Source organism: Candidatus Pelagibacter sp. HIMB1715 (assembly GCF_052047595.1).
Lineage (GTDB): Bacteria > Pseudomonadota > Alphaproteobacteria > Pelagibacterales > Pelagibacteraceae > Pelagibacter.
Window position 1 is genome coordinate 114,029 of the sequence record NZ_JBNAJY010000004.1, and the last position, 13,300, is coordinate 127,328.

Annotated in this window: 9 protein-coding genes; all 9 read left to right on the forward strand. The window is 31.7% G+C overall.

The window, feature by feature from the left end; translation table 11 throughout:
* Positions 1-3: 3 nt before the first annotated feature.
* The 9 genes from rpoB to rplW all read left to right on the forward strand — a co-directional run bounded on the left by rpoB (position 4) and on the right by rplW (position 13,296).
* A complete protein-coding gene (gene rpoB / locus ACTTAY_RS02115) occupies positions 4-4,089 on the forward strand; it encodes a DNA-directed RNA polymerase subunit beta (protein ID WP_440672189.1) in 4,086 nt (1,361 codons plus the stop codon).
* The gene (gene rpoC, locus ACTTAY_RS02120; RefSeq protein WP_440672190.1) at positions 4,089-8,261 is read left to right on the forward strand and encodes a DNA-directed RNA polymerase subunit beta'; all 4,173 of its coding nucleotides are present in this window, start codon (positions 4,089-4,091) and stop codon (positions 8,259-8,261) included. Before rpoB ends, rpoC begins: the two co-directional genes overlap by 1 nt.
* A 169-nt stretch (positions 8,262-8,430) precedes the next feature.
* Positions 8,431-8,802 carry a 30S ribosomal protein S12 gene (gene rpsL / locus ACTTAY_RS02125; protein ID WP_075506813.1) on the forward strand — a complete coding sequence of 124 codons (372 nt, stop codon included), beginning with the start codon at positions 8,431-8,433 and terminating at the stop codon, positions 8,800-8,802.
* The gene (gene rpsG / locus ACTTAY_RS02130; RefSeq protein ID WP_075506812.1) at positions 8,802-9,272 is read left to right on the forward strand and encodes a 30S ribosomal protein S7; all 471 of its coding nucleotides are present in this window, start codon (positions 8,802-8,804) and stop codon (positions 9,270-9,272) included. The genes rpsL and rpsG overlap by 1 nt, the downstream gene beginning before the upstream one ends.
* A gap of 6 nt (positions 9,273-9,278) precedes the next feature.
* Positions 9,279-11,357, forward strand: coding sequence for an elongation factor G (fusA, locus tag ACTTAY_RS02135; RefSeq protein WP_440672191.1), 2,079 nt, complete (start codon positions 9,279-9,281; stop codon positions 11,355-11,357).
* Positions 11,357-11,665: a 30S ribosomal protein S10 gene (gene rpsJ / locus ACTTAY_RS02140; RefSeq protein WP_023853699.1), complete on the forward strand. Its 309-nt coding sequence runs from the start codon at positions 11,357-11,359 to the stop codon at positions 11,663-11,665. Before fusA ends, rpsJ begins: the two co-directional genes overlap by 1 nt.
* A 2-nt stretch (positions 11,666-11,667) precedes the next feature.
* A complete protein-coding gene (rplC, locus tag ACTTAY_RS02145; RefSeq protein ID WP_440614291.1) occupies positions 11,668-12,378 on the forward strand; it encodes a 50S ribosomal protein L3 in 711 nt (236 codons plus the stop codon).
* On the forward strand, positions 12,378-13,001 hold the full coding sequence (rplD, locus tag ACTTAY_RS02150; protein WP_262589100.1) for a 50S ribosomal protein L4: 624 nt from the start codon (positions 12,378-12,380) through the stop codon (positions 12,999-13,001). The genes rplC and rplD overlap by 1 nt, the downstream gene beginning before the upstream one ends.
* Position 13,002: 1 nt before the next feature.
* Positions 13,003-13,296 (forward strand): 50S ribosomal protein L23, encoded by a 294-nt coding sequence (rplW, locus tag ACTTAY_RS02155; RefSeq protein ID WP_262589101.1) that lies wholly within the window; start codon positions 13,003-13,005, stop codon positions 13,294-13,296.
* Positions 13,297-13,300 lie beyond the last annotated feature (4 nt).

Genomic DNA, 13,300 nt, shown 5'->3' on the forward strand with positions numbered 1-13,300 from the left:
TAGATGCAATTATCTTTTACTGAAAAGAAAAACATTAGAAAAAGTTTTGGTAAACTAAAAGAAAGCTTATCAATTCCAAATCTTATTGAAGTTCAAAAAAATTCTTACAAAGAATTAACAGAATTCTATGCTGAAACCGAATTAACAAAAGGTTTTGATAGAGTTTTTAAAAGTATTTTTCCAATTGAAGATTTAAATGACAAAGCAACTCTTGAATATGTTTCATACAGGTTAGAAAAACCTAAATTTGATGTTGAAGAATGTATAACAAGAGGTCTAACTTATTCTTCAGCTCTTAAATGTACTTTAAGATTAGTTGTTTACGAAATAGATCAAGAAAACAACACTAAAGATATTTTATCAGCAAAAGAACAAGAAGTTTACATGGGTGAAGTACCTATGATGACTAATAGTGGAACGTTTATTACCAATGGTGTTCAACGTGTTGTTGTAAACCAAATGCATAGAAGTCCAGGAGTTTTCTTTGACCATGATAAAGGAAAAACTCATGCAAGTGGAAAATTATTATTTAATTGTAGAGTGATACCTAACAGGGGATCATGGTTAGATTTTGAATATGATGTTAAAGATTTTTTATATTTTAAAATTGATAGAAAGAAAAAAATATTTGCTTCAACGTTACTTTTAGCTTTAGGTTTTTCTAAATCAGAAATTGTTGATGAGTTTTATGATAGTGAGCAATATACTTTTGATCCTAAGACAGAAAAATGGAAAACTAAATTTAATCCTGAGAATTACAAGGCTAAAAATTTTTCTGAAGAAGTAATTGATGCAAAAACTGGTGAAGTAGTAATCAAATTAGGTGATAAAATTAATTTTTTAAATGCTAAAAAATTAGCTAATGACGGACTTAAAGATATTTTAGTTTCAAGAGAATCTCTTTATGGAAAATTCTTACATAGAGATGTTAAAGTAAGTGATGAAGAAGAAGGTACTTTTAAAATTGGTACCGAACTTAATGATACAATTATTCAACAAATACTGGATGCAAATGTTCACTCTTTACAAATATCCGTAACAAATTCCATAAATAAAGGACCATATTTATTAACAACAGTTTTAGCTGACAAAAATAACTCTAAAGATGAAGCTATAACTGAAATATATAAAATGCTAAGACCTGGAGAGCCACCTACAATAGAGATAGCCACTCAAATATTTAACAATCTTTTCTTTAGCTCAGACAGATACGATCTATCTGATGTTGGTAGAGTGAAAATGAATTCAAGACTAAACCAAGAGTGTTCTGATAAAATTACGATCTTAAGAAATGATGACATCATTGCAATTATTCACAAAATGTTAGATTTGCGTGATGGTAAGGATGATGTTGATGACATTGATCATTTAGGAAATAGAAGAGTACGTTCTGTAGGTGAGTTAGTTGAAAACCAAGCAAGAATTGGTGTTTACAGAATGGAAAGGGCTATTAAAGAAAAAATGACTACTCTAGATGTTGAGTCTGCGATGCCACAAGACTTAATTAACGCAAAACCACTAACTGTTTCATTGAAAGATTTTTTTGCTAGCTCTCAACTTTCACAGTTTATGGATCAAACGAACCCATTATCTGAAATTACACATAAAAGAAGAGTTTCTGCTCTTGGACCAGGTGGACTAACTAGAGAAAGAGCAGGATTTGAAGTTCGAGACGTTCACCCAACCCATTATGGAAGAATTTGTCCAATTGAGACTCCAGAGGGACCAAACATCGGTTTGATAAATAGTTTATCAACTTATGCAAAAATAAATAAATATGGCTTTATTGAAAGCCCATATAAGAAGGTAAAAGATGGGGTTGTGCAAGATAAAGTTGAGTATTTATCTGCAATGGAAGAAACCAAATTTACAATTGCTCAAGCAAATACAAAGTTAGATAAAAATGGAAAGATAGTTGAGGAACTTGTTTCTTGCAGACAAAATTTAAACTTCCTTTTATCAAAACCAGATGCAATTGATTATATCGACGTTTCACCAAAACAACTTGTTTCTGTTGCAGCATCTTTAATACCTTTCTTGGAAAATGATGATGCTAACAGAGCTCTAATGGGTTCTAACATGATGAGACAAGCAGTTCCTCTTTTAAAACCAGAATCTCCATTGGTTGGTACTGGAATTGAAAGTGATGTGGCTTTAGACTCTGGTGTAACTATTGTTGCTAAGAGAGATGGAGTTGTTGATAAAATTGACGGTAAGAGAATTGTTATTAAAGTTACAGAAGAAACTGATTTTAGTGAATCAGGTGTAGATATTTATAATTTACAAAAATTTAAAAGATCAAACCAAAATACGTGTATTAACCAAAGACCACTTGTTAGAGTTGGTGATAAAGTTAAATCCGGTGATATTATTGCAGATGGTCCTTCAACAAAATTAGGTGAATTAGCACTTGGAAAAAATGTAACAGTAGCATTTATGCCATGGCAAGGTTACAACTTTGAAGACTCAATTTTGATTTCAGAAAGATGTGTAACTGACGATGTATTTACTTCAGTACATATTGAAGAATATGAAATAATGGCAAGAGACACAAAACTTGGAGAAGAAGAAATTACCAGAGATATTCCTAATGTTAACGAGGAAGCTTTAAAAAATCTTGATGAATCAGGAATAGTTTACATTGGAGCTGAAGTAAACGCTGGCGATATTTTAGTTGGAAAAGTTACACCAAAAGGTGATTCAGCATCAGGACCAGAAGAAAAACTATTAAGATCAATTTTTGGAGAAAAAGCTATTGATGTTACTGATACATCTTTGAGAATGTCACGAGGTGCTAGTGGTACAGTTGTCGATGTAAGAGTATTTAACAGACATGGTATTGAAAAAGACGAAAGATCAATAACTATTGAAAGAGCTGAAATTGAACAAGTTCAGCAAGATAAATTAGTAGAGGAAGAAATTTTAGAGAGAAGTATTAAACAAAGAGCTTCACAAATTTTATCAGGATCATCATTAACTAAAAAAGTAAAAGATTTATCTGAAGGAACAAAACTTGATTTTGATGCAATTAATAATCTATCTATAAATGATGTATTTAAAATAACAGTTGGAAATGTAAATGATGAAGCGACTTTGGCACAACTTAAAGATCAATACAACAAAGCAAAACAAGACATTACAGAAAGATTTGAAGATAAAGTTTTAAAAATTAGAAGTGGTGATGATTTATTACCAAGTGTTATGAAAATGGTAAAAGTTTTTGTAGCTATTAAGAGAAGATTAAGACCAGGTGATAAAATGTCAGGAAGACATGGTAATAAGGGCGTCGTTAGTAAAATAGTACCAGTTGAAGATATGCCATACAGAGAAGATGGTAGACCAGTTGATATTGTTTTAAACCCTCTAGGTGTTCCAAGTAGGATGAATGTAGGTCAAATTTTAGAAACTCACCTTGGTTGGGCTTGTAAAGAATTTGGTGAACAGATTAAAAATTTAGTTAACGAAAATAATAAAAAGATCGAAAGAACTGAAAAAATAGAAAAATTTTTAAAATCTGTTTATGGAGAAGATACTTTCAATGAAAAAGTAGACAAATTAAGTAAGAACGAATTTAAAGACCTGTGTGAAAATTTACAAAATGGGATTGCAATATCCACTCCTGTTTTTGATGGCGCTAAAGAGAAAAATGTAACTGACATGTTAGAGTTAGCGAACTTACCAGGATCTGGACAAACTTATTTATGGGATGGAAGAACTGGAGAAAAATTTGATAGACCAGTTACAGTTGGAATAATTTATATGCTGAAACTTCATCATTTAGTTGAAGATAAAATTCATGCAAGATCTACAGGTCCTTACAGTTTGGTTACACAACAACCTCTTGGTGGTAAAGCACAATTAGGTGGTCAAAGATTTGGAGAAATGGAAGTATGGGCTCTTGAAGCTTACGGAGCTTCTTATACTTTGCAAGAAATTTTGACTGTAAAATCTGATGATGTTGCAGGAAGAGTTAAAGTTTACGAAACTATAGTTAAAGGTGAAGAAAATTTCGAGTCTGGTATTCCAGAGTCATTTAACGTCTTAGTTAAAGAAATTAAATCATTAGCATTAAACGTGGAGCTTAATTAATGAAAAAAGAATTAACTGATTTATTTAAAGGAAGCGAAATTTCAGAAGCGCAAAATTTTAATAGTATTAAAATTTCTTTAGCTAGTCCTGAGAAAATTAAATCTTGGACATTTGGTGAAATTAAAAAACCAGAAACTATAAATTATAGAACATTTAGACCAGAGAAAGATGGTCTATTCTGTGCAAGAATTTTTGGACCAATCAAAGATTATGAATGTTTGTGCGGAAAGTATAAACGAATGAAATTTAGAGGTATTATTTGTGAAAAATGTGGAGTTGAGGTAACAAAATCTAATGTAAGAAGAGAGAGAATGGGCCACATTAATCTCGCAACTCCTGTGGCACATATTTGGTTTTTGAAATCATTACCAAGTAGAATTGCACTTGCGGTAGATATGAAATTGAAAGAAATCGAGAGAGTTCTTTATTTTGAAAACTTTATAGTAATCGAACCGGGATTAACTGGTTTGCAAAAAAACCAACTTTTAAATGAAGAAGAATTAGCAAAATATCAAGATGAATTTGGAGAAGAAAGCTTCACTGCAGGTATTGGAGCAGAAGCTGTTCTTGAGATGTTAAAAAATCTTGACTTAGAATTAGAGAGAAAAAATCTTGTTAGCTTTATTAAAGAGACTAAATCTAAAGTTAATGAAGAAAGAGCAATTAAGAGATTAAAATTAATAGAGTCATTTATCGAAACTGGTCAAAAACCAGAATGGATGATTATGACTGTGGTTCCTGTTATTCCACCTGAATTAAGACCATTGGTTCCGCTAGATGGTGGTAGATTTGCTACTTCAGATCTTAACGATTTATATAGAAGAGTTATTAACAGAAATAATAGATTAAAAAGATTAATGGATCTTAAAGCTCCAGACATCATTGTTAGAAATGAAAAAAGAATGCTTCAAGAATCTGTTGATGCTCTTTTCGATAATGGAAGAAGAGGTCGTGTTATTACTGGAACAGGTAAAAGACCACTTAAATCACTTGCAGAAATGCTTAAAGGTAAGCAGGGTAGATTTAGACAAAACTTATTAGGAAAAAGGGTAGATTACTCTGGAAGATCAGTAATTGTTGTAGGTCCAGATTTAAAATTACATGAGTGTGGATTACCAAAAAAAATGGCTTTGGAGTTATTTAAACCATTTTTATACGCAAGATTAAACAAATTAGGTTTAGCATCGACAATTAAACAAGCTAAAAAATTAGTAGAGAAAGAAACTAATGCTGTATGGGATGCACTAGAGTTAATCGTAAGAGAGCACCCTGTTTTATTAAATAGAGCACCAACACTTCATAGACTTGGTGTTCAAGCTTTTGAACCAAAATTAATTGAAGGTGATGCAATTGAGCTACACCCTTTAACTTGTGCGGCTTTCAATGCTGATTTTGATGGTGACCAAATGGCTGTTCATGTACCTTTAAGTTTGGAAGCTCAGTTGGAAGCAAGAATATTAATGCTATCAACAAACAACATTCTATCTCCTTCAAATGGTAAACCAATAATCGTTCCAAGTCAGGATATGATTTTAGGAATATATTATCTTTCTCAGGAACCAGTATCGGATAAACCATCTGGATATTTTACTAATTCTGATCAAATAGAGTTTGCATTATCTTCAGGTGAAATTAACGTTCATAGCACTATTATTTCAAGATATGAAACTGTTGATGAACAAGGAAATAAGAAGATTGAAAAATACACATCAACTGCAGGAAGATTTTTATTAGCCAACCTATTACCAAAAAATAGCAATATTAAATTTTCATTAGTTGATAGATTGCTACCAAAAAAAGTTGTTTCTGAAATAATTGATATTGTTTTCAGATTCTGTGGTCAGAAAACGACAGTTATTTTCTGTGATAAACTTAAAGATTTAGGATTTAAGCATGCATTTAAAGCAGGAATTTCATTTGGAAAAGATGATTTAATTATTCCTGAAAATAAAACTCAATTAATTGATGATACTAAAAAATTAATTGCTGATTATGAAACTCAATATGCTGAAGGTTTGATTACAAGAGGCGAGAAGTACAACAAGGTTGTCGACGCATGGTCTAAATGTACTGATAAAGTTGCTGGTGAAATGATGAAAAGAATTTCTGCAACTGAAAAAACAGAAGAGGGCTTAAAAATAAACTCTGTATTTATGATGGCTGATAGCGGTGCCAGAGGTTCAGCAGCGCAAATGAAACAATTAGCTGGTATGAGAGGATTAATTGCAAAACCTTCAGGTGAAATTATTGAAAGTCCAATTATCTCTAACTTTAAAGAAGGTTTAACAGCTTTAGAGTATTTTAATTCTACACACGGAGCAAGAAAAGGATTAGCAGATACTGCGCTTAAAACAGCAAGCTCTGGTTATTTAACAAGAAGATTGTGTGATGTTGCTCAAGATTTAACAGTAACAAAAATTAAATGTGAAGAACCAGGTTTTATTGAACTATCAGAGATCTTAGAGGGTGGTAATGTAGTTGTTAGTTTAGCAGAAAGAGCACTAGGTAGAGTTACAGCTGCTGAAGTGAAAAATCCTTTAAGTGGTGAGGTAATAATCAAAAAGTCTGAAATGATCGATGAGGCAGGCTGTGATAAAATTGATGCAGCAGGTGTTAAATCTATAAAAGTTTATTCAGTAATGACTTGTAGTTCTAAAGAGGGTGTTTGTGCTACTTGTTACGGAAGAGATTTATCTAGAGGTAAAATGGTGCATGTGGGTGAAGCAATTGGTATGATTTCAGCTCAATCTATTGGAGAACCAGGTACGCAGTTAACGATGAGAACATTCCACGTTGGGGGAACAGCTTCGGTTAAACAAGATAACCAAATTATCAGCAAAAGCGATGGAACATTAAAAATTATTAATTCAAATATTCTAGAAGATTCTAAAAAGAATTTAATTGTTATGGGAAGAAATACTCAACTTTCTATTGAGGATGATAAAGGAGTTCAAATAGCAGTATATAAAGTTGCTTATGGATCAAGATTATTTTTTAATAATGGAGATAAAGTTAAAGCAAATACAAAAATTTGTGAGTGGGATCCATATACAACTCCAGTTATTGCTGAAAAGAGTGGTATTGCAAGTTATGTTGATTTGATAGATGGTGTTTCAATTCAAGAAACTACTGATGATGCAACTGGTATTTCATCAAAATCTGTGATTGATTGGAGAGGTCAATCTAAGAGTACAGATTTAAAACCAAGGATTACTTTAAGAGATGAAAAAGGAAATGTAATTAAAAAAGCTGATGACAATGAAGCTAGATATTACTTAGTACCAGATTCGATTTTATCAATTAAAGATGGTCAAAAAGTTTATGCTGGCGATGTTATTGCAAGATTACCTAAAGAAACAACAAAAACTAAAGATATTACCGGAGGTCTTCCAAGAGTAGCTGAACTTTTCGAAGCTAGAAAAGCTAAGGACAGTGCTATTATTGCTGAAAACGATGGAAGTGTTGTTTTTGGAAAAGAAGTTAGAGGTAAACAAAGAATTTCGATTGTTCCTGAAGACGGATCAGAACCATCAAATTATTTAATTCCAAAAGGAAAACACATTAACTTTAATCCTGGTGAAAAAATTCAAAAAGGTGAATATCTTTTAGATGGACAGCCATTACCGCATGATATTTTAAGAATTTTAGGCATTAAAGAATTAACAGAATATTTTGTTAATCAAGTTCAAGAAGTATATCGATTACAAGGTGTAATAATTAACGATAAACATATTGAAACAATTTTAAGACAAATGCTTAAGAAAGTTGAAGTTAAGGTATCTGGAGATTCAAGCTATTTACCGGGTGAAGTAGTTGATAGAATCAAGTTTGATAATACTAATGAAAAATTAGTTGCTGAAGGCAAAACTCCTGCAGTTGGAGAAAGAGTTTTAATGGGTATTACTAAAGCTTCACTTCAAACAGAATCATTCATTTCTGCTGCATCTTTCCAAGAGACAACAAGAGTATTAACAGACGCTGCAATTAAAGGGAAAGTTGATCCGTTAAACGGTTTAAAAGAGAACGTAATAGTTGGAAGATTAGTTCCTGCTGGAACGGGTAATATCAAGAACAGATGGAACAACAAGGCCTTAGAAGATGATAATAGCTTCTTAGCAGAACAAGATAAACTTGAAGCTTCTGAGCCTGAAGAAACACAAGTAAATCAATAAAAAAATCACCTAAAAATTGCAGTTTTAGTTTGACAATAGCTGATTAATAAGTATTTTGGCGATGTTTTTGGTTGGAATGTAGTGCTCTTGAGGTACTAAACGCTGCCACAAAATAACCTGTCAGTTATTTTCATCTCAAAAATAAATTAATTAATTTTAAAAATAAATTATGCCAACTATTAATCAGTTGTTAAGAAAAAAAAGAGTTAAACAAGTTTCTAGGAACAAAGTTCCTGCTTTACAGAAGCAACCTTTGAAAAGAGGTGTTTGTGTTAAAGTTTATACAACTACTCCAAAAAAACCAAACTCTGCATTAAGAAAAGTTGCTAGAGTTAGATTGTCAAACGGTTTTGAAGTAACTGCTTATATTCCAGGCGAAGGTCATAACTTACAAGAACACTCAGTAGTACTAATTAGAGGTGGAAGGGTTAAAGATTTACCTGGTGTTAGATATCATATCTTAAGAGGAAATTTAGATACACAAGGTGTTGCAAATAGAAAACAGAGAAGATCTTTATACGGAACAAAAAAAGGTAAATAATGTCTAGAAAAAAAACTCAACCCAAAAAAAATGTAGTTCCTGATCCAAAATTTAATTCAACTATAATTCCAAAATTAATAAATAACATCATGTATGATGGTAAAAGAGGAATTGCTGCAAAAATAGTTTATGAAGCAATAGAGAAAATTAAAACAAAAACTAAAGACGAGCCTATAAATATTTTCAATGAAGCGATTAACAATATCAAACCAACAGTAGAAGTTAGATCACGAAGAGTAGGTGGTGCAACTTACCAAGTGCCTGTTGAGGTAAAAAGTAAAAGAGCCCAAGCGCTTGCAATAAGATGGTTAGTTGATTCAGCTAGAAAAAGAAAAGATAAACACATGGCAGATAAAATTTTTAACGAACTGTATGATGCTTATGAAAAAAAAGGTGCTGCAGTAAAAAAACGAGAGGATGTTCATAAAATGGCAGAGTCTAATAAGGCATTTGCTCATTTTAGATGGTAAAAAATTATGGCTAGAACTCATACATTAGATAAATATAGAAACATTGGGATCATGGCCCACATAGACGCTGGTAAAACAACTACTACAGAAAGAATTTTATATTATACAGGAAAAAGTCATAAAATTGGTGAAGTACATGATGGTGCTGCAACAATGGATTGGATGGAGCAAGAACAAGAGAGAGGTATCACAATTACTTCTGCAGCAACAACTTGTTTCTGGAATGACCACAGAGTTAATATAATTGATACTCCGGGCCACGTCGATTTTACAATTGAAGTAGAAAGATCTTTAAAAGTACTAGACGGTGCTGTGGCTGTATTTGATGGAGTTGCTGGTGTGGAGCCTCAATCTGAGACAGTATGGAGACAGGCAGACAAATACAAAGTTCCGAGAATTTGTTTTGTAAATAAACTTGATAGAACTGGTGCTGATTTCTTTAGATGTGTTGATATGATCAGAGATAGATTGGGTGCTAAACCATTAGTTTTACAAGTACCTATTGGAATTGAAGCTTCATTAACTGGTGTTGTTGATCTAGTTAAAATGAAAGCCCAAGTATGGAAAAATGAAGCACTAGGCGCAGAGTGGGAATATAAAGATATACCTGATGATTTAAAAGAAATTTCAGAAAAATACAGAACCGAACTAATTGAGTCTGCAGTTGAGCAAGACGAAAAGTTAATGGAAGCGTATTTAAACGGCGATGAAATTAAAGAGAAAGATTTAGTTAAATGTATCAGAAAAGGAACTTTAAATTTTAGCTTTGTTCCTGTTTTAACTGGTTCAGCTTTTAAAAATAAAGGTGTTCAACCTTTATTAGATGCTGTTATTAATTACCTTCCAAGTCCAGTAGATATTGGGTCTATTAAGGGAACTAAAGTTGGTTCAGATGATGAAATTGAAATGAAGTTTGAGGATGGATCATCTTTTTCAGGTTTAGCATTTAAAGTTGCAAATGATCCTTTTGTTGGTTCATTAACATTTGTTAGAATTTATTCTGGTACAATTAAATCTGGTACAGCTGTGTACAATTCTTCATCAGATAAAGAAGAAAGAGTTGGTCGTATGCTTTTAATGCATGCAAACTCTAGAGAAGATATTAAAGAAGCAAATGCAGGTGATATTGTTTCTTTGGCAGGTTTAAAAAATACTATGACAGGTCATACTTTGTGTGACAAAGAAAATCCTGTTTTATTAGAGCCAATGGAATTCCCTGAACCAGTAATTGAAATTGCTGTTGAGCCTAAAACAAAAGGTGACCAAGAAAAAATGGGTGAAGCTTTAGCAAGATTAGCTAAAGAAGATCCATCATTTAGAGTATCATCTGACGAGGAATCTGGTCAAACAATCATCAAAGGTATGGGTGAGTTACACTTAGATATTATTGTTGATCGTATGAAAAGAGAATTTAAAGTTGAAGCAAATGTTGGAGCTCCACAAGTTGCTTACAGGGAGACAATAGAAAAATCAGCTGAATTTGAATATATACATAAAAAACAAAGTGGTGGTGCTGGTCAATTTGCTAAAGTAAAATTATTTGTTGAACCTCAAGAACCAGGTAAGGGTAGAGAGGTTGAAAGTGCCATTAAAGGTGGAGCTATTCCAAAAGAATTTATCCCTGGTGTTGAAAAAGGTATTGAGACAGTTTCTGATAGTGGAATATTAGCAGGTTTTCCTATGATTGATTACAAAGTAACGATTGTTGATGGTTTGCATCATGATGTAGACTCAAGTGTTCTAGCATTTGAACTAGCCAGCAGAGCATGTTTTAAAGAAGCTTGCACTCAAGGTGGATTAAAGCTTTTAGAGCCCATTATGAGAGTGGAAGTTGTTACTCCAGAAGATTATATGGGTGATGTAATTGGTGATCTAAACAGTAGAAGAGGCCAAATTAGCACTCAAGAGCAAAGAGGTAATGCAACTGTAATCACGGCAATGGTTCCTTTAGCAAATATGTTTGGCTACATAAACAATCTAAGATCAATGTCTCAAGGAAGAGCGCAATATTCAATGTTTTTTGATCATTATTCTAAAGTTCCACAAAACGTTCAAGATGAAGTAACTAAAAAGGTAGCAGGTTAATGGAAAAACAAAATATTAGAATTAAACTAAGAGCATACGATAATAAAGTTTTGGATGCTTCTACCGAAGAAATAGTTAATACAGTTAAAAGAACTGGAGCTACTATAAAAGGTCCAATACCACTTCCTACTAGAATTGAAAGATATACAGTTTTAAGATCTCCACACATTGATAAAAAAAGTAGAGAGCAATTTGAGTCTAGAACTCACAAAAGATTAATAGATATTATAGAACCAACACCACAAACAGTAGAAGCTTTAATGAAATTAGACTTAGCTTCAGGTGTAGATGTGGAGATAAAAATTTAATTATGAGCGAGATAGCTTTATTAGGTAAGAAAATTGGCATGACTAGAGAATTTTATAAATCTGGTCAGTTGGTGCCTGTTACAGTTCTTAAAGTTGAAAAAGCTAGAGTTATTCAAGTAATTGAAGAAGAAAAAAGAGGTTACAAAGCTGTTCAACTTGGATATGGAAAAATTAAAAATTCAAAATTAACAAAAGCAATGAAAGGTGTTTTTGCAAAGAAAAACACTGAAGCTAAGAAAAAATTAAAAGAATTTAGAGTAAACGATACTTCTGCTTACAAAGAAGGAAATGAATTTGGTTTAGAAATTTTCAAAGATATAAAATTTGTAGACACAAGATCAAAAACGATTGGTAAAGGTTTTGCTGGTGCAATGAAGAGACATAATTTTGGAGGCTTAAGAGCTAGCCACGGTGTTTCTATTTCTCATAGAGCTCATGGTTCAACAGGACATAGTCAAGATCCAGGTAAAGTTTTTAAAGGAAAAAAAATGGCTGGTCATATGGGTGATAAGTTAAGAACAATGCAAAATATCGAAATAATAAAAACAGATTTAGAAAATGAGTTACTTTATTTAAAGGGATCCATTCCAGGATCAAAAAATGCTGAAGTGATGGTTAAAAAATCAGTAAAAAATATAAACAAAATGACAATCAGTGAAAAGCAAGCTGCTGCTGAGGAAGCAAAAAAAACACCAGATAAAAAGAAAAAATAATGAAATTAGATAAAATTAGCATAGACGGAAAAAAAGATACTATTGAAGTCTTAGATAAAATATTTTCTGCAAAAATTAATCAAAAGTTAGTTGCTAGTGTTTTATACAAAACAAATGCCAACTACAAAGGTAGACACGCTAAAACTAAACAACAAAATGAAGTAAAAGGTCCAACATCAAAAATTTATGCACAAAAAGGAACTGGTGGAGCAAGACACGCTAGTAGAAAAGCTCCTATTTTTGTTGGTGGTGGTATAGCTCATGGTCCAAAAGGTGAATTAGCTTACAAAAAAAGAAAGTTAAATAAAAATGAAAAGAAACAAAGTGTTGCTTCTTTAATTACTGAAAAAAATAATAATAAGAATTTATTAATTTTAAATGATTTTAATTCTGAAATTAAAAAAACAAAAGAAATGAATTCAATAATTAATAAACTAGAGATTTCTAATTCATTAATTATACTTGATAAAAACTCTAAAGATAAGATAGAAAAATCTGTAAGAAATATTCCTAACGTAAAAGTTACTGACGTAAATCATTTTAGTGCTTACGATATTATAAAATTTAAGAAAGTAGTTTTTACTGAAAGCTCAGTAAAAGAATTGGAGAAAAGGTATTCTTAATATGGATAAAATTCATTTATACGACAAAATTCTTTTTCCAGTTGTTACTGAGAAATCAACAAATCTATCAGAATTGAACAAAATTACCTTTAAGGTTCCTGATGGTGCTAATAAAAAAAACCTAAAAAAAAATATTGAAAAAATTTTTAAAGTTAATGTCACTAAAATTAACATCATCAATAAACAAAATAGAACTAAACTCACTAGAGGTAAAAAAGTCAAAGTTTCAGGATACAAAAAAGCAATTATAACTCTAAAAAAAGGTCAAAGCATTGATCTAACAACAGGAATTTAAGAAA